This is a genomic window from Pseudoalteromonas sp. Isolate3, from assembly GCF_022398505.1.
GTDB lineage: Bacteria > Pseudomonadota > Gammaproteobacteria > Enterobacterales > Alteromonadaceae > Pseudoalteromonas > Pseudoalteromonas apostichopi.
Genome location: NZ_JAKEVN010000018.1, coordinates 1 through 17,267, shown reverse-complemented (window position 1 = coordinate 17,267; position 17,267 = coordinate 1). Strand labels below are relative to the sequence as shown.

Genomic DNA, 17,267 nt, shown 5'->3' with positions numbered 1-17,267 from the left:
CTAAAACTCCGCTAAAGCTTTCAGGCAAGTTTCTTGATGACTTCGCCCTAAACCTTTTGTGATATGTTTATTGGGTAAAGTTAACGAAAAAGCGATTTGTTGATCGGTTAACTGGTTTACTAAAAAACATAATTGGCTTAATCGATGCTCGTTATTTCCTGTTAACGTATTGTAATTAAGAGCTAATTCCTGTGATGCATCACTGGTAAACTCTTTCGTTAATAGCTGCTGAGTTTTAGCGTAGTGTTTCCACGACACCTTATTAAGTGCAGTGCCTTGCACAAAAGAAGTGAGTTGATAAAAGTCATCATTACCGGCTTTGATTTGTGCATTATCGCCATCATGTTCGTCATTGTCTTGAAGTTGTGTATCAAGCTTTTCTGTGGGTATTGGCTTTGGATAAACATAAACTGTATCTATGGGCTCTATGTAGCTCCAAACCGACACTAAGCCAAAAGGGAAATGACTAATGATTTTTATTCTATCAAAGCAATAAGCACCACGTTCGCTACATTTAAGTGCTATTTCAACTAAGTTTTTCTCGTTGCTTTGTAGTGAAACGGCTTCAGATTCGATGTTATTATTGATTAGTTTTACTAATTCGCAGCGTGATTTTGCTTGTAGTTCAAAGCATGCTACGGGCGCTTTGGGTGCATAATCTTCCTTCACTGAAAGATATTTAACCAATAAACCTCTGACATTTTTATAGCCAGTTAGTATCGCAAATACCATAACAACAACCATTAAATAAGCCATCGCTAATATAAGGTTATTTTGATAGTTAATACCCATCACAAAGTTAAGTAGGGCAATTATTAGAAACTGCCCACCAAGTTTAGAAGGAAGCACATAAATAGTTTTATGTTGGAGTTCAATTTCGTTTTTTTTATGTTTGTTTTTTAATAACTTATTAAAAACTAATTGACGAAATTGTTTAACAAAAGCAGGGCGCTTTAACATGTTTACAAGCTTACAGGCACATGTTTAAGTGCATAACCACTGTCGCCAGAATTTAACCCCAATCGGTGATCAGTCACGCTAGGAAAAACCGCTTGTACATCTTCAGGCAAAACAAAATCACGACCTTCGATATACGCCCATGACTTTGCAGCACGAGCAAGTGCAATACTTGCTCTTGGTGATAATGGGTTTACAAAATGACTATCTTGGCGAGTAAAAGCGACTAGTTCGAGTATGTAGTCAACAACCGTATGACTTATTGTTACAGTATTAATTTCTTTTTGAATAACAGCGAGTTGTTCTGAGTTAATGCGAACAGGTAAATCATCATAGTTACGGTTGTTTAGACCTAAAATAAGGTTTTTCTCGGCTTGTTTATCAGGAAAACCTAAACTGATACGCATGAAAAATCGGTCTAATTGTGACTCTGGTAACGGATAAGTTCCAGATTGGTGCACTGGGTTTTGAGTTGCAATAACAAAAAATGGTGATGGTAGGGCGTGTTTAACCGAATCCACCGTCACTTGTTTTTCTTCCATTGCCTCTAAAAGCGCACTTTGTGTTTTAGGACCAGCACGATTAATTTCATCACCTAAAACAACTTGGCTAAATACAGGACCTTGATGAAAAGAAAAACTATGTTCTTTAGCATCAAAAATGTTTGTACCAAGAATATCAGAAGGTAATAAATCACTTGTGAATTGAATACGTTGATACGACAATCCAAGAACTGCTGCAAGTGCATGAGATAAAGTGGTTTTTCCCATACCAGGCAAATCCTCAATGAGCAAATGACCTTCACTGAACAAGCATGCTAAAGCAAGTTTAATTTGTTGTTGTTTACCAAAAATGACCGTAGACAGATCATCAATTATGAGTTGGATTGTCGAATTCATAAACTACTTAATTTGTTATGGTTTCCATCAATTCTAGACGTTTCATAACAGAGTCGACTTTTTTTGAGTTAAAAGGTTTAGCAATAAAACCTCGGGCGCCTAATTCCCAAGTGTTTTGAACATTCTCAAGACTGTTATGACCTGAACACATAACAACGTGAGTATGGGGATGTCGGTCATTCAAATATTCAAGAATTTCCTCACCGTCAGTGTTAGGTAGCTCAATATCAAGAAAGATAACGTTTGGTGACTTTTCTTCAATTAGAGTTTTGGCTGATTCAAAATCTCGACTTTCTAAAATATCGTCAAAACCAAGACCAGTTAAAATTTGATTTAGATAGTCGCGAATATCTTGCATATCGTCGATTATCAGAATAGGTTCTAACGGTTTCACAAATTCCATATCGTTTACATCTTATCGTTACATCTTAAGTTGATAGTTTTAATATATGTCATGCGATAAGTAAGCTCAAGAAACTCAGACTAATAAAATAGATAATATGACAAAACACCATCATTATGTCCGATACCGTCTAGTATTGGACTTAGCGTATATAAAGAATAGGTACCACGATATACCATTGCGTTACTTCCTATAATTTATATTATGTTAAATAAGATATTTGTCTTTATAACCAGCTGTAAGGGGTTGTTCATTTCTAGAATTATGGAGGTATGGAGATTTTCGCCCTCGTGTTTTGGAAAAGCCCGTAAATACTGACCTCTGACAAACCCAAGCCGAAAATTCATGGTTTTTGAATTACGCTTGTTTTTAGACTATAACCGTTCAAACTGACTCATTCCCCGATCATTCCTGTTCATTTTACGTTTAGAATTAGATCATTTCTGATCGTTTAACTTTTCTTTAAACGCACTTTAAATGGCTTTTAAACACCTTTTAAATGCTCTTTAAACTCTAAACGATATGGTTTGTAATGTTGCAGCTCTCTTGAATTAACTTCCAAACAAGATGATATCGCTGAAAATAAAATAGTTCTTTTAAATAGCTTCATTTTTCTTATAGCGCCTCTGCTGAAACAACAGTATTAAAGTTTGGTCCCAGTTCGATTGTGATCATAAAGCCCTGGTACGTCATTCTAATTTTGTTATCTATATATGTGTACGCATTTGGCTTTTGAATAGCGTTCATTAGCTGGTGGATTTGTTCAACTGTTAGTTGGCCAGCTAATAGCTTTTCAATTTGTGAGCTGCTAATCGTAACAGCGCTACTATATATAGGTGCATTTTTACGTGATAGCTCATTTAAGAAAAATGCAGGCAAGTGCCCTAACGTAAATTCTTGGCCACCAACTACCGGCTTTTTAAGTGCAATCTGAGCTGCTTTTAAATTTACCTGCTTTTTATAATACTGCTGCGACTTCAAAACAGCTTCATTAAATTGCGGTACCGCTAGTTGTTGAAGTTCTTTCGATAACTTCACCACTGACTTACCAGCTGCTATGTCTGCACCTAACCATGCTTTACCAGGATTATAGTCCCAACCTAGATCTATGCCAGGTAACTTATCAAGTTCTTCACCCGTTGATGCATCAACAACCTTGAATGACTGCATAAACTTATTAACAGATTCTGGTTTTGTGATTGATAAGCCCATACGTGCAATATCACGTTTATTCAGTGAAACCACCTTACAACGGCAGTTATAGCCATTTGGCGGATAATGCGTGTCCCAAAACGGATGGTCTACAGGCAGTAATATATAGTTCCATCGATTGTGATCAGGCCTAACTCGGCTATCACCAGCGGTCAGGTAAAGTAAATAAGGTCTACGTTCTTTTAATCGGTTTTGTTGTTCCCAGCGCCCTGCTGCTCGTGCTGTGTTTTTGTTGTTCTGGTAAATTACTTGGGTTCGCCAGCCACGCTTACCTTTATAAGACCAGCCGTGATCATCAACAATTTTATCAAAGCGTTTTCTAAAGTCCGATATGGTTTCACCATCACTAATTGCTTTATCTACTGCTGTATATAGCTCGTTCAGGATCTCGATTTCTGTTGCACCTGCAACGGTGAATGCTTTGGCGTGAATTAAGCCCTGTAAGTCTTTATATGACTCACTTGTCAGCTTAATTTTGTCTTGAAAGTGTGAAATGGCTTCCTTGAATTTAACAAGGTCGCCATATTGTGGAGCTGATAGAGCCATTTTAGTGCTCTTTTAATGACTGTTGAATGTCTTGAATTTCATTTCTACGCGAGTTATCACGGCTATTACCAAAGAAGAAATTCAATATTGACGCTATAACAGTGCCTAAAACAAAGCCTAAAATAGTATCCGCAAAGCGTGTAGAGCTCTCAGGAATTGGCATAAACGTGATAAAGCCAATATACAGAGCAGTACAGAATGACCAAAACCACGCATAATAATAGATGAAGCGTTTAGTAAACTTATCATCCTGATTAAGTGCTTGGATCTGCATATTGCGTGCACTCTGGGTGTTTTTAAACGCAAGTTCGTCAAGCTCTTTCTCTCGATTGAGTAATGTGGTTCTTAACTCATGCGCGTATTTTTCAGAATCTTTTATACGGTTTAAGGCATCTTCTGGTGAAGCTGAACCCGTTAAGGTTTGGGCTATATCAACGACTTTTGAAGCAACCGCTTCGCCATTTGAGCCCCCTATCCAGTTACCTATTTTTTTATCTAGGCCAGTTAGTTTTGCAAGGCCAAGCGCAATTGTGATCGGTTCCATTTAAGCCTCCATTGACTCGTAAGGTACGCCACCAATAAGCATTAATTCGATACCTTTGATCCGTTTGAATTGGCGAACTAATGATTTAGCTGTCGTAAAGTGACAATCAAAAAATTCCTTTTTCTCATATAATTTCGGGAAACATTTTTTAGCTTCACGTTTACCAAAGGTTTTAATAATTTTTTTGATTTCAGCTGGTTTATATATAGAAAGCGAACGTTTACGCCAAACTAACTCTAAACATGATGGTTGGGTTTCTTGTTTAGTAAACCATTCACCTTTTATATAGCCATCAATATAAACAGCTAATACGGTTGTAGATTCTGATTTTCTAACACGTTGTATTGAAACTTCATGATCGCCCAATTTAAATAAAGCACTACCAAAAGTCCCTGCAAGTTCACTTTCAACCTTATCCCATTGCTCTTTAGAAATAGCCATAAGCGCCCCGCTACAGCTTTGCTATATCAAGTGAAATAGCTTGTTCAATGCCTTTCTCATCCTGCTTGTAAAAGCGGATAAAACGGCATGAATCGATAACACCTACAGATTCTGCAATGATGTTCATCGCCTTTTGCCATTTGCCGCTGTCATCAGTGATTTCAAGCTTGCGTAATGCCAAGATTCGCTGCGGGTTTAATGAACCTTGCTTATCGGTATTAAAGGTTTTACTGACAATGGCTCGTATGTTCTGATTACCGCCTTCGGTCCATTCATCTAGGCACTCATCAATCAGCTTTTTAGCAAGGGATAGCTCTGGGCCAAGCTCGATACGTTCTTGTGTTTGAATGTTCACGCGCAAAGTGTTATCGAATGAACGTAACTGCGTATTTCCTTTCTTACCACCTAAACTAACACCATGTTCTTGCGCTAAAAGCTCTATAAAGTCGTCAGCTTCAGCCATCAATGAACGTTTGAACTCAGCTAACTTTTCTTGCATTTCAAGTGCTTTCGCACATGCTTTTTGTACAAACTCATCTTTGATCAAGTCCGTTTGTTTAACGTTGGCAATTGCGACTAAATTGCCTTTACCGTCTTTTAAGTAACCTTCAGGAATGTTATTCATCGTCTATCTCCACAGTTTTAGAATTAGCCTCGTTCATACCCGCCATAAACTCATATTGCATAGCTTGCTCAGCCACTTGTGCTAAAGCAGACTCAGAGATAGTTGGGAATTGTGAGGTTATTTTTTGCTTAAGTTCGTCCAGGTCTTTTGATGCCTGGGCAAAATGCCAAATGGTTTCAATGGTGTCGTTTGAAGCGTGATCGAATACATCAAACTCATCGCTAATTTCAGTACTAGCAGCATCGGATTTAGCAAACTCTGTGCTTTTAGCAGCTGAGGCGATGCCTTGACCATCGTCTGGTACGTCAAGAATGTCTTCACCTGGTTTAGGTTTTGGAATACCCAATTCTTTGTATGCCCACTCAGTGCTTACAGGCACGATGCGTGCAGATTCGCGAACACGGCTTACCGTATCGGTATTAATTTCGCGCTTATCTTTAAAGATGAATTGTGGTGGCTCTCCACCCTCAAAATTAACGGTGTGAAGCGTGTTAATGATCTGATTGCGGTAAGACGCAACAAGCGCCCTATCAGCACGTTGATTATCACCAGCGCGTTTTGCATGCGTTTCACTGGCTGCACGTGCGCCGCCGTTCTTTTGCTCGGTGGCTAATGTTTGGCTGGTTAGCGCCTTACTCATTTCAGCATTACAGAAATTAATTAAACGCTCGGGAATTGGTTCACCGGATAACTTACTTTCAAGTACTTCAATACTGGTATCGTCAGGTATTGCGGCTACACCGTCTTGTACTAACTTAGCAAGCCCATTTAAAAGGATGTCTATATCTTCATCTTTTGTGCTAATAGGGTATTTACCTACTGGGAACGGCACACCAAAGCGTTCACAGAATTGAACAAAGAACTTAAAGCCACCGTGCTTAAACATCCACGGCCAAAAGCAGCTGCTCAGTAGTGCAATGCCATACGGGTTAGTGGCACTGGGCATGTGACGAACGCACGACCAACGACGAGGATCAACTTCTTCGCCTTGCGGGTTTTCTTTTGTTTTAACGAGCAGCTCGTGATCGCTATTAAAAGCAAAGCGGCTATTACGCCACGTTTCAACGTATTCAGGCTGCCACGTACCATCACGTTTAATAAACTTGCCCAAATGCGTCACACTGAAGCCATGTAAAATAGCACTGTAGTTGTGCCAATCCATATCGGCCCACTCTGTATGCTTGCAAGGTTTACGCTTAAAAAACTGTTTTGCTAACTCATAGCTTTTCATACTGGCCGCATCGGTTCCGCCAGGTACTAACTCAGTATTAAAGCTATATAAACCGCTACGTAATGAGCGCAATTCACCAATAATGTGCGCGTCACGGGCTATTTCTTCATAAATAGCCGTGTTTTTACCTGCTTTACGTAAAATTGGGTCAGGGTTTGGGAGCTCTGTGATCAATGACGATAAGCCTGGGTCCAATTGGTTTTGGTCAAACATACGAACAAGGGCACCATAAGCCCGTGAATTAATGCGTGGCTTAGACTTAAACATGATAGCCCCCTATTTGTTTGGTTACTTTACGGCTTCGGACTCTAGGCATCCCGCCTGCGCCAGTGCTGGATATCATCCATAAAATGGCTAAGGCACAACTCAAGTCGTAGTGATGTGTAGTTTGTTTTTCTGGCCAGTTTTCGAGCTCGTCGAGCAATAATCGGCAACGTGAATGAAAGGCTATTTGTGCAGGTGTATTGGTCACATAGGTTTCGAGTGATCCTATACGTTCTTCAGCTGGTAATGTGGCAGTAACACCACGTAACGGCAGCGCAATGCCCTGCTCTAATCCTTTGGTGATAAACTCGCTGCGCATAAAGTCAAAGGCGTTGTTATTCTCAAAGCCCCACACTAAGCAGTTATATTCTTTTTGAGCGCGTATTATGTCGTTAAGTAAACGGCTGGTACCGCGCACTTTTCGGCTTTCGTATTCAACGTGCAGCTTTTGTAAGTCTTTTGAATAAAAGCCAACAAGTATTGCGCTTGGGTCAGATTTTTCTGTTTTACCCATACTTGGGTCGCATGCACCGTATGGTACCCAATCGTGTAAACGGTCAACCCAAAAATCAAACTGATAAAAAATCGCTTCTTCATCGCTTTTAGCAATACCTTGCATTTCGCGGTTAAACTCGCGCTTGTTCGCAGCCCACATACACATTAAATCGTAAAGAGTACGTACACTTGGCCAACTTGTTTTAGCGCCCTTAAGCATTTGGCGTTTATTCTTGATCCAAAACTTAAACGAAGGCTTATCTTCAGTGGCAACTGCAATACCTTTAGCCGCTTCGCGCTTTTCAAAACGTTTATCATCGTGAACCATCAGGTCGCGACATTGCTCCCATAGATCCATACGCTCAGGCATTTGTTTAATTGCTTTAAAGCGGTGAACTATGTGCCCTGGTGCTTCTTCAGCACGGCTAATTGGGTCATCATTATTAAGAACGGTGTTCACACCTAAGAATTTTACGGTACCATCGGGTGGGCCTAAGTACTGCACAGCAGCTTCAAGGAATCGCCAGCGGTTCTCACGCTCTGTGGGTGATTTAGCCTCGGCATCGGTAATGATATCGTCAGACAGTAACAGCTTAGGACGGCTTGCACCGTGGAACGTACCACGTACAGACTGCTCAGCACCACGGCTCTCAAAACGTACACCTTGCGCCGTTACAAACTCGCCTAACTTCCATACTGGCGACTTTTCGCATACTTCAGGAAAGTCTAAGGCTAAGTTGTTATTGTTCAACAACTCTGTTTTAACGACTTCAAGTGTCTTGGTTGGCATTTTGGTTTCAGCACCAAACAAGATCACAAAATCAATAAAGAGTGGTGGCTTTTCTAACCCAAGTTCTTGGCGTATATCTGCATCTTGCAGCAGTGCCAATACTGACACATACACAGGGGCGATTTTTACGCTAAGTGTACTTTTACCTTCACCACGCGGGGCAACAAACCAGTTCTTCCAGCCGTTTTTAAGTTTTAATGCTTCTGGTAGCCAACTATTAAAATAAGCCTGAAACTCAGACGGTTTCTGGCCATCATCTAACCACATATGGTGCGGGAAATAGGTATATACAAAAAACTCAAAATCACCGCTTAAAACACGTTTTCGGCGCTCTCTAATGGCTTCAGGACTTGGATCAATATGACGTTCTTTAGCTTCGATATCGCGGCGTAAAGCACTGGTTACTTGCTCTATCTCTGCTAAAAACTCACGTGTGTTTAAATCGGCCATTAGTCGCTTAACTCCTTATCGAGCTGAGGACCAAATGCAGTAAGGATCTCGACTAATTGCGGTGCATAGTCAGGGTGATGTTTTGAAACAAATTTAGCTAAAATCTTGATGACTTCTGCTGCAACAGTGCGTTTTTCTAGGCGCTTATTGCCGCCAGATACTTTCATTACTTTGCTCATCATATCAGTGAGTGAGCTAAGTACTTTAGTGCGTTGCTCTAATGGGAGTTTTAAACCTTCTTCAGATTTTAAAAGCTCAAAGGTTTCGTTTACTTGAATGGTAAACTCTTCGATAAAGTCGGTTGTAAACTCACCTGCAGCACCTTCACTACGACGGCTTGCAGCACGAGCAAGATCCCAATCATCGCCCTGGTCTTTAGCTTCCATCTTCCAGCGGCGTGCTGTGCCATCTGCAACACTATGCTTTACTGCTGCAACACTTAAAGCAAGCAGTTCGTTTACATAGCTGTGACGTAAAGCGTTTTTCTTTTCTGCAGGGTGTGCCATTATAAGCCACCGTTTTTAAGCAGCTCAGTGATGAGGGCAACCGTTAGTCCAGCTGCTCCACCTATACCAGCCATTTTTACCCGATTATTCGTTACATGGGTTTCAACCTTAGTAACGCGGTCTTCTAGTTTATCTACACGCTTATTGATATCGGTTTTTAGTGAACTAATTTGATTCAAAATAGCGGTTTGACTCGCCTGTATCTGACCGATTGATTGAAATAGCTGATTCTCTTGTTCTGGGGTCATGAGGTGTCCTTACGGGTAAAAAACTTTAATGCCCGTCCACGTAGGTGTGCGAACGTCGAAATGGAACCAACTCACATCGCCCTCAATGGCTGTGATGTAAGGAAATTCTTCAGGGTGAGCTAATACGTAATCACGTACCTGCTGAACGGTGTAGTTTTCAAAACTACAATCAAAGGCTTTGCCTAGTTTGTGTTGGCTGCGCTTAGCGCCAATTGGGCAATCTAACGGTCTGTAACCGCGTAAGTGGTTAGCACCACCCCATAGCCAGTTATTTACTGTGCAAGGGCCGAACTTATCACGCAGCTTTTGCAGCATGCGTAAGGCTCTTTCATCAAAAAAGTTTAAAAGAAAAAGGGGATCGTCTTTAAAAAGGTCAAAGACATTTTCAGGCACTATTTCCTGAAATAAGAAACTAGGTGCAGTTGGGACTTTAACTCTTATTTTGGCCGCCATGTTGAGTCCTCAGATTAGTTAATCGTTGTTTAATTAGGACGTAACAGGCAGGCAAACGAGTTTTCCGCGTTGGCTTTTGGTTCGCTGGGTTTAATAGCTCTTTTACGCGTGTGCGTAGTGCTGGCAAATCTTTTAATGGGCAACGGCGTGATATAGCAATTTGCTCGTCTTTAGACTTGGCCTTCACAATAAGCTGAGCTAATAACTCAATAAATGGCGCATGCACTGTTTTTGTCATGCGTTAAGTAAATCAATTTAGAGGGGGGCATTCCGCTGTAAAGTTGTTTTCAGCGTTGTATATTGCGGGTGTCTTATTAGGTTAAAATGAAAAGGCTTGCCATTACAATAGGGGCAAGCCAATTAATTTAAATTAGGTTTAAACATGGTTTAAATACAATTAGAGTTGTTTGATACTGGCTTCCCAGTCACTGTAATCCGTATCGATAAAATCACTAGGTGAGCGGGTTACTTTAAGTTGTACTTGAATCTCTTCTTTACCGCTTACTAATACCCCCAATGAAACCTCATTATCTGCATAATCACCTGCGAACATATCACTTAAAAGCTCTTCTATATTATCAACCGCTTTTTCGGCTATTTCTCTTGCTCCACTCATTTCTTACCCTTAATTTCTCTAAACGCTTCGTGATATTCGGCCATTAACCCTGTTGTTGTTAGGCCAAATAACTTGCGTTGATTTATGTAACGGTTTAATAGGTTTAAACCAAATTCAAGTTGCCACTGCTTTGGCTTTTTTCCTCCACTGAGTTGCAAAGCAGTGAGCAACACAAAGTTATTGTTTTGCATGACCAAGCGAAGGCGGTACTTGAGCGCGTACTTCGTCCTGTGTCGCTATCTTGAAAAAACCAGCACCACAATGCCAACAGGTAGACAATGTGTCCCATATAACACCTTTTGGTGGTTGTAAGGTTCTAAGCTCCTTACTGCAGCACGGGCATTTAAAAGTAATAACAGGGGCACCACGAGCCGATGCCTCGCTAAAATACTGCTCAGCTTCATTTTTCAAATCAGAAATAGATTCCATGATGATCCCCTATAAGCTTAAATTTAACTGTGTTTCGCCTACACGTTCTTGTTGATACGTGCTGTAAATACTGCTTACTTGCTGGCGCGTGATCTTAAAGCGCTTTACCAGCTGCTGAATGCTGCAGGTTTTATTATCAAGCGCGTAGCAAATCTCTTGGTTGCGAATTTGCTGAAGTACTTTATGCAGCATTGGCATTTGGTAATGCTTGTTTTCATATTCATCAACCAGGGCTTGTACTAACTCAATACCAAAAATTTTAACGGCTTCATGGTTAGCTGTTGGCTTACGAGGTATATAAAACATTTGGCCCTGGTGTTCAGTAAGTAATGCGATTGTTTTATCGACACCTAGAATTTCAACAAGCTTGCGCAAGCCATAAGGCAATGCGCGTAGTTCTAACTCAGGTTTGTTCATGACTGTTCATCCCATAAGTATTCAAGGCCGTATTCTCGATCGATTGCACGCTGTTGATGGTACGCTTCAACATCACGGCGAATACGGCACTTACGTTTGTCTTCAGCTTTAACTGGGCGCTTACTATCCATCTCGCTATAAGGCTGTTTACGCGGGTTGATAGTGAAGTTCTGATAGTCTTGGTAATTAGCCATTTAAGCCCCCTGCTTTGCTTTGTGGCGTGCTAACCATTGTTTAAGTACTTCAATGATGTGTGGCCATTGCTGGGCGCTTTGATACAGCTTTTTACCTTGTAAGTGGTTTTCACAAAACGACTCACACGCGCTTTTAGAGTCAACATTTACAGCACCGGCTCTGTGTAATTGGCCCCACAGGCTATAAATCATTTTAAGCTGTGGTGGTAATTGCTTTTTGCCTGCGTTTGGGTTCATTGCGCGGTAACGAGCAAGCAGCTGCTGTTGTTCGAGCTTTGTTAAACCAGTACACGTGTTAGTGCGTTGGTTAGAAATATACGCAACATTAAGTTGGTGGGTATCTTGATCGATACCCGCCGCCTTTTGCGCAATCTTGATTTGTTGGATCAAATTACTCACGCGCTTTCCTCCAACATTTGAATTTCAAAGTGAGGCGATGCCTCTAACGAGATAATCTTAATTCCCCAGTCCTTCATGCCTTCAGTAAAGATAAGCGGGAACTCGCGACAAATAGTGTTAAAGCGACGCGCGGTATGCGCTGGGCCATTCACTTCATGAACATGGTGAATGCTAAAAAGCTTATCTGCAGCTAGTGTGGCAAAGGCCGCTTTAATGTTGCCGTTGCATTTGTCGATTAGCTCACCTTGTGGGTCTTTCTTAGCTAAAAGAGCAAGCATTACTGCATTAGTCACTAAAGAGCTAAACGCAAGCTCAGCTGAATAACGCGGTGTGTTTAATTTGATTGAAAATGCCATGATTTAATCCTTCTTTAAATGGTGTTTAACTAACGTTTAAACTGCTGGTTTGTTTAGTACTGAACTGAAAATGCCATTGATAAGTAACTTATCGATCGCAACATTTGGTTTTTTGGCGGCATGGTTTAAAACATGCGGTAATAGGTTTTCTACTAACTCCCGGGCATTACCTTCAACACGCTTGTGAAGCCATTGCCACCAAGCTGCATCGTCGCTTGCAAGCTTTATTGTTCCTTCGGTTAGCTCAATGAATAGGGTTTGAATATCTTCAACCGTTACTTGCCCGATTGGTTTTGGCCAAAAGCACACACGGCTTGCAATGAGTTCGTAGCGTTCTTGTGTTTGAAGTTTGTCGACTAATTGAATATTGCCTACCAGGGTTACACCCACAATGGCTTGGTCACTGATAGTGCGTAACGGGTCAAGCGCATTAGGTTTGCACTTATCGGCTTCGTCTAAGATGATCAGGCGGTCTGTATCACGCAGCGCCATGATAATCTTTTGCATGTTTTTGTAGGCGCTTGGGCAACGTGACAAGCCTAATGCCAGGATTAATTGATCGAGTACTTGTGTGCTGCTGGTTTGTTCACTGCCGGCAATTAAAATGGCTTCTTTGTTATTGCGACAATACTCGCTAATGCCTTTTGTTTTACCTAAACCCGCTTGGCCTGCAAACACACTAAAGCGGCGGCGCTGTCTTGCTTGGTCGCAAGCCATCGCAATAAGCTTAGAAGTGCTAGTAGGGATAAACGGCACCTTACCGTAAACAATACTGACCTGCTTACGTTCTTCAGGCTCTGCTACTTGTTTTGCAGCTTGCTTAGGTTGATCAAGTTCTGCAGGTTGTAAAATGGCCCAAATGTCATGCAAGTGCTTACTTGGTTTGGCATTGTATTTACCATTAATAAGCTGGCTAATAGTTGCAGCGCTTTTACCCATGCTGGCAGCGATACTCGCACTGGTAATGTTTTGGTCGCGGATTTCAGGCGATTGCAGGCGTAAACAAATGCGTGTGCATAAATCACGGTCTGCTTTTGAGTACGACTTATTAAAGTCATTACGCTTTTTTATATCGTTAATGCTGGCTTCGTTAAAAAGCTCTTGCCACAGCGCATCAATAATCTTTTGCGGATCGATGGTGCATGTAAAAGCCAGTGTTTCTTTAATTGACTGCAGTGCATAACCACAGGTTAATTTTTCAGGTGTTAAACCTAACGTCGACATTTCTTGGTTGATCAGCTCAACACGAAGTGTTTGCTCGTCTGAATAGGTAAATGGGATTTTATAGCTCATAGCTTTGTTCCTTGCGTGTAGTTGGTTGATCAAGTAATTCGTCTAAGTCAATTTCGTGTTGTGGTTTAGTCGGTGTTACATCGAACTCAAACACGTTAACTTCTTGTTTATGTGCAATTGCTGGTGTCGCAGGGGCTGCAAGTTCTTCAACCGCTTTAATATCAATAATGCGATCATTTGCTTCTTGTGCTTCAACCTCACGGCGTTTGGTATCTAAGCGTTTTAAGCGACCTTCACGGCGTTTGCTTTCGGCTTGTTCGATACGCGATGTAGGTACGGCATGCGACTTGGTTTTAAGGTTTGCAAACATTAAGAACTCACCGTTTAACTTATAAAGCTTGGTGTAGCTGTCATCGTGTAAGTCGTATGCAGCAATTAGCTCTTGGCCATTAAACTGATGTAAGTAATCAGCGCTGTAGTCACGTTGGTGCAGGCGGAAACGGCCACGGCGAACATTTACTTTTTCACGTGGCAGCATGACAAAATCGTCTTCTACTGGAGGTACACGTTCTAAGCCTTCGTCCCATACTTGCTGGCGTGTTTTACCCTTGATTTCAGGGTGCTCGCTATTGTGGTAATCATTTAAAAAAGCTTTAAACTCGGCTATCCATTCGTCAACAGTCGGAAGTTTACGTTTACCCTGCTTTGCTTCTTTTAAGATAAGTTGCTTATGGCGGTCATCGTGATCACGCCCACAGTAAGTACTAAAACGTTTACCAACGCGGTCTTCCATGTGTAAGAAAAAGCGTTCTATCCACTTAACACGTGCATTACCTGGTATTGCAAAAATTACGTCGATTTCAAACTGGGCATAAAAGCCGGTTGTTTCATCGTTCATTAATTTGTTTTTGTAACCTGAGCCGTTATCTAGATAAAACATGGCAGGTACATTGTTGTGTACTTTGATAGCACGGCTTATTGCTGCAAGCGTATCTAACGTGCTTTCTGCATAGCCTAGTTCCCAGCCAACAATGCAGCGGCTACCCACATCTTGAAACGCTGTAAGCTCTGCGCGGTAAGGCTTACCAGTTTTAGGGTGTGCTAAATAAACATCTAGCGTATGGCCATCGCCGTTATACAAAACACCAGGCTTAATGTTTTCTGTTGAGCGCAATAAGTGATCTTTATGCTTTTCACGATACAACTTAGCACCCATACGGTACGGGCTTTGTGGGCCTAGTTCGTGTGGTAAGCCATTAATAAAACGGCGTACTTGATGGTGCTCTGCTTTATAACCTTCTTTGTTTAGTTGATCGGCCACTTGCGCAAAGCTTGGGCTGTTTGGGCTGTGGTAAAGTTCTAAACAACGTGCAAGCCAGCTGTATTGTGTTTGGGCTTTGCCTTTGTGGTTTGGCAATAAACCATTAATGCCATTTTCTTTATAAGCATTACACCAGTTATAAATAGTTGCGCGCCCTGGCAATTTACCTAATGCGTTAATTGCTGTTGTTACAGAGCTAATTGCTGTGTTGCCACGGTACTCTGAAACTAAATTTGCAAATGCTTTAGGTAAACCACCCTCTTGGGTTAATAAGTGACGAACCAGTACAGCTCTGCTTTGGGCTTTTTTACGCGCTGGTTCACTGGCGTTTTGCCAGGTTAGTTCTAAGCCAGTACTTGGTAAGTTATTAAATTTTTGAACTGCAGGATGCATTACTCTCTCCTACTCGCGGGTCTTAATTCGGTCGTTAAACATGGCAAGCATGTATTCACGGTTAGCTTGTGCGTCTTGCCATTCGTCTTCGGCGAAGTGTGGAATTTGCTCTGCGCCTACTAGGTTCTCTGAACCAAACTCTTCAGTTAAACGGTTAAGCATGTGGTTAATTCGCTGTTGAATACCTAGCCATAAGTGCCATGTAGTTTGAGCGCCGCCAATGCGGTGGTTTTGGTCTAGGTCGCGGCTTGTACATAATTGCTCAACCATGGTTATGAACTCTTCAAGTGACTCATTAACAATGGCGCTATGTGCAAATGCGTTTTGACGCACCTGTGCAACAAGTATTGGTAACTCGTAGCGTTGTTTAGGTGCTTTGGTTAATCGCTCATTTTCAAGCGCGTTAATAAGCGTTGCTGTCTGCTCTTCAAGTTCAGTGTGCTTCTCTTTGAGTTTTTTAATCTCTTTTCGAAACTCACGTACAGATAACTCGTTAAGTGTTTCTAGGTCGTCTTCGTCTAGTGCTTCAACGGTTTCAACAGGTAAGCGCGCCATTTCAATCAGCTTGCTTTTGTTCATATTCAAAAGCGCGGACGTCCGCGTTTTTGAGTCAGGCAGTGCTAAAAACATCTTTGCGACAGTTATAGCTTCTTGGGCTGTTCGTGGTGCAATTGAATTATCACGTAACTTACGTTCAAACTCACCGAAGCCTAGGTGTAACTTTATAGACATATAAAGTAAGCCACGTTTAGCTGTATCAATTAGCGCTTGTTCTTCCATACGAACAACCAGTTGCCACGCTTCATCAACAGAATCGGGCATTACCAATTGAATGTGCCCTGCCATTTTCTCGATCTTTGCCGTGAGTTGCTGTTGCTCTTCAGCACTGAAAACCTGAATTTCAGACGGATCTTGGTCTTTGATAGTCATAATTAAGCCTTGGTTATTCTTCTATAAAGTCTGAAACTTCAAATTGAGGTGAGTCAGGTGCAGCCTGAGATAATTCAGAAAGGATGGATTGCTGGTCTTTTTTCATTGCTTCAATCCCCATTTGCAACTCTGCATGCTTTTGCAGCATTTGCGCTCTCTTATCTACAGGGAGAAACAGTAAAGGCGACAGTAAAATTGTAGCGGGCTCTATTGATTGAAGTGCCCAGCATAATGACGAAAGCAAGTGAACCGGCATTTGAACTGCCTGGCTTGGTGCAAACCATTTATTTAGCTTAGTTTCATCAACCTGATAATTATTTGTTGAAGCATAATTCATACGATCAGCTAGTTGAGCTCGTGAGTATCCACTACGACGAATACATACGTTAACTGATTGGCAAAACTTGTGATAAACATCACATTCAGGTGGTACATCTTCGTGTAATAAACTTTTAAAAGCGTTTGTTTGATTAGTCATGGTAAAAATTCCCTGAAATTAACCTATAAAGTTGCTTATTGCTGCGCCATGCTGTGTGGTGCTGGTACTGGCTGTTGGTTTCTAAGAGCTTCGTAGATAACCTGCTTACGTTCTGTACGGTCTTTAGGACCTCGCTTAGTAGAACCGTCGTATTGATTGCCGAATACTTCAGTAAGCGACTTCCCTAGAGAAAGTGAAATAGCGTTTGCAACATTCTTAGAATGAGCTGAACCACGGGCTACATTGGTAACGTGACCGAGGCTGACCTCTAAAGCGTTAGCAATATCAGTGAAATTTATATCGCGTGATTTTAGGCTTTTCTTAATTTCATCAAATGTCATTTGTTTTAAAGTCATGCTAAATTAATCCTATGTAAAATTGTTTCGTCTAATTTATTAGTCATACTTTCACTTTTTACTCTAGTGACTAATTAATAG

The 17,267-nt window shown here is 41.3% G+C and carries 24 protein-coding genes; all 24 read right to left on the bottom strand.

What is annotated here, in order from left to right; translation table 11 throughout:
• On the bottom strand, window positions 1–960 hold the full coding sequence (locus L1D46_RS06120; RefSeq protein WP_239977075.1) for a DUF58 domain-containing protein: 960 nt from the start codon (window positions 958–960) through the stop codon (window positions 1–3).
• Between the two features lie 2 nt (window positions 961–962).
• Window positions 963–1,856, bottom strand: coding sequence for a MoxR family ATPase (locus L1D46_RS06115; protein WP_239977074.1), 894 nt, complete (start codon window positions 1,854–1,856; stop codon window positions 963–965).
• Window positions 1,857–1,863: 7 nt separating this feature from the next.
• Window positions 1,864–2,259: a response regulator gene (locus tag L1D46_RS06110; protein ID WP_130051501.1), complete on the bottom strand. Its 396-nt coding sequence runs from the start codon at window positions 2,257–2,259 to the stop codon at window positions 1,864–1,866.
• Between the two features lie 615 nt (window positions 2,260–2,874).
• Window positions 2,875–4,017, bottom strand: a complete 1,143-nt coding sequence (locus L1D46_RS06105) for a phage minor head protein (RefSeq protein WP_239977073.1) — start codon at window positions 4,015–4,017, stop codon at window positions 2,875–2,877.
• 1 nt (window position 4,018) lies between these two features.
• Entirely contained in the window at window positions 4,019–4,561 is a 543-nt protein-coding gene (locus tag L1D46_RS06100; RefSeq protein WP_239977072.1) for a hypothetical protein, read from the bottom strand.
• Entirely contained in the window at window positions 4,562–5,002 is a 441-nt protein-coding gene (locus L1D46_RS06095; protein WP_239977071.1) for a hypothetical protein, read from the bottom strand.
• 10 nt (window positions 5,003–5,012) lie between these two features.
• A complete protein-coding gene (locus L1D46_RS06090; protein WP_239977070.1) occupies window positions 5,013–5,627 on the bottom strand; it encodes a DUF3164 family protein in 615 nt (204 codons plus the stop codon).
• Window positions 5,620–7,125 carry a DUF935 family protein gene (locus L1D46_RS06085; protein WP_239977068.1) on the bottom strand — a complete coding sequence of 502 codons (1,506 nt, stop codon included), beginning with the start codon at window positions 7,123–7,125 and terminating at the stop codon, window positions 5,620–5,622. The genes L1D46_RS06090 and L1D46_RS06085 overlap by 8 nt, the downstream gene beginning before the upstream one ends.
• On the bottom strand, window positions 7,118–8,857 hold the full coding sequence (locus L1D46_RS06080; RefSeq protein ID WP_239977066.1) for a hypothetical protein: 1,740 nt from the start codon (window positions 8,855–8,857) through the stop codon (window positions 7,118–7,120). The genes L1D46_RS06085 and L1D46_RS06080 overlap by 8 nt, the downstream gene beginning before the upstream one ends.
• On the bottom strand, window positions 8,857–9,363 hold the full coding sequence (locus tag L1D46_RS06075) for a DUF1804 family protein (RefSeq protein WP_239977064.1): 507 nt from the start codon (window positions 9,361–9,363) through the stop codon (window positions 8,857–8,859). Before L1D46_RS06075 ends, L1D46_RS06080 begins: the two co-directional genes overlap by 1 nt.
• Window positions 9,363–9,611, bottom strand: a complete 249-nt coding sequence (locus L1D46_RS06070) for a hypothetical protein (RefSeq protein ID WP_016707171.1) — start codon at window positions 9,609–9,611, stop codon at window positions 9,363–9,365. The genes L1D46_RS06075 and L1D46_RS06070 overlap by 1 nt, the downstream gene beginning before the upstream one ends.
• A 9-nt stretch (window positions 9,612–9,620) precedes the next feature.
• A complete protein-coding gene (locus tag L1D46_RS06065; protein ID WP_239977063.1) occupies window positions 9,621–10,064 on the bottom strand; it encodes a hypothetical protein in 444 nt (147 codons plus the stop codon).
• A 397-nt stretch (window positions 10,065–10,461) separates the two neighbouring features.
• Entirely contained in the window at window positions 10,462–10,680 is a 219-nt protein-coding gene (locus tag L1D46_RS06060) for a hypothetical protein (RefSeq protein WP_239977061.1), read from the bottom strand.
• Window positions 10,677–10,871 carry a hypothetical protein gene (locus L1D46_RS06055; RefSeq protein ID WP_180311572.1) on the bottom strand — a complete coding sequence of 65 codons (195 nt, stop codon included), beginning with the start codon at window positions 10,869–10,871 and terminating at the stop codon, window positions 10,677–10,679. Before L1D46_RS06055 ends, L1D46_RS06060 begins: the two co-directional genes overlap by 4 nt.
• Window positions 10,858–11,109 carry a hypothetical protein gene (locus tag L1D46_RS06050; RefSeq protein ID WP_239977059.1) on the bottom strand — a complete coding sequence of 84 codons (252 nt, stop codon included), beginning with the start codon at window positions 11,107–11,109 and terminating at the stop codon, window positions 10,858–10,860. Before L1D46_RS06050 ends, L1D46_RS06055 begins: the two co-directional genes overlap by 14 nt.
• Window positions 11,110–11,118: 9 nt before the next feature.
• Window positions 11,119–11,526 (bottom strand): hypothetical protein, encoded by a 408-nt coding sequence (locus L1D46_RS06045; protein WP_239977058.1) that lies wholly within the window; start codon window positions 11,524–11,526, stop codon window positions 11,119–11,121.
• Window positions 11,523–11,720, bottom strand: coding sequence for a hypothetical protein (locus tag L1D46_RS06040; protein ID WP_239977057.1), 198 nt, complete (start codon window positions 11,718–11,720; stop codon window positions 11,523–11,525). The genes L1D46_RS06045 and L1D46_RS06040 overlap by 4 nt, the downstream gene beginning before the upstream one ends.
• A complete protein-coding gene (locus L1D46_RS06035) occupies window positions 11,721–12,119 on the bottom strand; it encodes a phage protein GemA/Gp16 family protein (protein ID WP_063705222.1) in 399 nt (132 codons plus the stop codon).
• The gene (locus tag L1D46_RS06030) at window positions 12,116–12,475 is read right to left on the bottom strand and encodes a hypothetical protein (protein ID WP_063705220.1); all 360 of its coding nucleotides are present in this window, start codon (window positions 12,473–12,475) and stop codon (window positions 12,116–12,118) included. Before L1D46_RS06030 ends, L1D46_RS06035 begins: the two co-directional genes overlap by 4 nt.
• A 36-nt stretch (window positions 12,476–12,511) precedes the next feature.
• Window positions 12,512–13,768 carry an AAA family ATPase gene (locus tag L1D46_RS06025; RefSeq protein WP_239977056.1) on the bottom strand — a complete coding sequence of 419 codons (1,257 nt, stop codon included), beginning with the start codon at window positions 13,766–13,768 and terminating at the stop codon, window positions 12,512–12,514.
• Complete coding sequence (locus L1D46_RS06020) at window positions 13,758–15,422, bottom strand: Mu transposase C-terminal domain-containing protein (protein ID WP_239977055.1); 1,665 nt, start codon at window positions 15,420–15,422, stop codon at window positions 13,758–13,760. Before L1D46_RS06020 ends, L1D46_RS06025 begins: the two co-directional genes overlap by 11 nt.
• Before the next feature lie 9 nt (window positions 15,423–15,431).
• Complete coding sequence (locus L1D46_RS06015; protein ID WP_239977054.1) at window positions 15,432–16,352, bottom strand: hypothetical protein; 921 nt, start codon at window positions 16,350–16,352, stop codon at window positions 15,432–15,434.
• 13 nt (window positions 16,353–16,365) lie between these two features.
• Complete coding sequence (locus L1D46_RS06010) at window positions 16,366–16,830, bottom strand: hypothetical protein (RefSeq protein ID WP_199529603.1); 465 nt, start codon at window positions 16,828–16,830, stop codon at window positions 16,366–16,368.
• 35 nt (window positions 16,831–16,865) lie between these two features.
• A complete protein-coding gene (locus L1D46_RS06005; protein WP_199529602.1) occupies window positions 16,866–17,186 on the bottom strand; it encodes a hypothetical protein in 321 nt (106 codons plus the stop codon).
• Between the last annotated feature and the right edge of the window lie 81 nt (window positions 17,187–17,267).

Bases quoted from the DNA above. Each gene is read 5' to 3' on its own strand.
- L1D46_RS06120 (WP_239977075.1), bottom strand. From the start codon at position 960: ATGTTAAAGCGCCCTGCTTTTGTTAAACAATTTCGTCAATTAGTTTTT.
- L1D46_RS06115 (WP_239977074.1), bottom strand. From the start codon at position 1,856: ATGAATTCGACAATCCAACTCATAATTGATGATCTGTCTACGGTCATT.
- L1D46_RS06110 (WP_130051501.1), bottom strand. From the start codon at position 2,259: ATGGAATTTGTGAAACCGTTAGAACCTATTCTGATAATCGACGATATG.
- L1D46_RS06105 (WP_239977073.1), bottom strand. From the start codon at position 4,017: ATGGCTCTATCAGCTCCACAATATGGCGACCTTGTTAAATTCAAGGAA.
- L1D46_RS06100 (WP_239977072.1), bottom strand. From the start codon at position 4,561: ATGGAACCGATCACAATTGCGCTTGGCCTTGCAAAACTAACTGGCCTA.
- L1D46_RS06095 (WP_239977071.1), bottom strand. From the start codon at position 5,002: ATGGCTATTTCTAAAGAGCAATGGGATAAGGTTGAAAGTGAACTTGCA.
- L1D46_RS06090 (WP_239977070.1), bottom strand. From the start codon at position 5,627: ATGAATAACATTCCTGAAGGTTACTTAAAAGACGGTAAAGGCAATTTA.
- L1D46_RS06085 (WP_239977068.1), bottom strand. From the start codon at position 7,125: ATGTTTAAGTCTAAGCCACGCATTAATTCACGGGCTTATGGTGCCCTT.
- L1D46_RS06080 (WP_239977066.1), bottom strand. From the start codon at position 8,857: ATGGCCGATTTAAACACACGTGAGTTTTTAGCAGAGATAGAGCAAGTA.
- L1D46_RS06075 (WP_239977064.1), bottom strand. From the start codon at position 9,363: ATGGCACACCCTGCAGAAAAGAAAAACGCTTTACGTCACAGCTATGTA.
- L1D46_RS06070 (WP_016707171.1), bottom strand. From the start codon at position 9,611: ATGACCCCAGAACAAGAGAATCAGCTATTTCAATCAATCGGTCAGATA.
- L1D46_RS06065 (WP_239977063.1), bottom strand. From the start codon at position 10,064: ATGGCGGCCAAAATAAGAGTTAAAGTCCCAACTGCACCTAGTTTCTTA.
- L1D46_RS06060 (WP_239977061.1), bottom strand. From the start codon at position 10,680: ATGAGTGGAGCAAGAGAAATAGCCGAAAAAGCGGTTGATAATATAGAA.
- L1D46_RS06055 (WP_180311572.1), bottom strand. From the start codon at position 10,871: ATGCAAAACAATAACTTTGTGTTGCTCACTGCTTTGCAACTCAGTGGA.
- L1D46_RS06050 (WP_239977059.1), bottom strand. From the start codon at position 11,109: ATGGAATCTATTTCTGATTTGAAAAATGAAGCTGAGCAGTATTTTAGC.
- L1D46_RS06045 (WP_239977058.1), bottom strand. From the start codon at position 11,526: ATGAACAAACCTGAGTTAGAACTACGCGCATTGCCTTATGGCTTGCGC.
- L1D46_RS06040 (WP_239977057.1), bottom strand. From the start codon at position 11,720: ATGGCTAATTACCAAGACTATCAGAACTTCACTATCAACCCGCGTAAA.
- L1D46_RS06030 (WP_063705220.1), bottom strand. From the start codon at position 12,475: ATGGCATTTTCAATCAAATTAAACACACCGCGTTATTCAGCTGAGCTT.
- L1D46_RS06025 (WP_239977056.1), bottom strand. From the start codon at position 13,768: ATGAGCTATAAAATCCCATTTACCTATTCAGACGAGCAAACACTTCGT.
- L1D46_RS06020 (WP_239977055.1), bottom strand. From the start codon at position 15,422: ATGCATCCTGCAGTTCAAAAATTTAATAACTTACCAAGTACTGGCTTA.
- L1D46_RS06015 (WP_239977054.1), bottom strand. From the start codon at position 16,352: ATGACTATCAAAGACCAAGATCCGTCTGAAATTCAGGTTTTCAGTGCT.
- L1D46_RS06010 (WP_199529603.1), bottom strand. From the start codon at position 16,830: ATGACTAATCAAACAAACGCTTTTAAAAGTTTATTACACGAAGATGTA.
- L1D46_RS06005 (WP_199529602.1), bottom strand. From the start codon at position 17,186: ATGACTTTAAAACAAATGACATTTGATGAAATTAAGAAAAGCCTAAAA.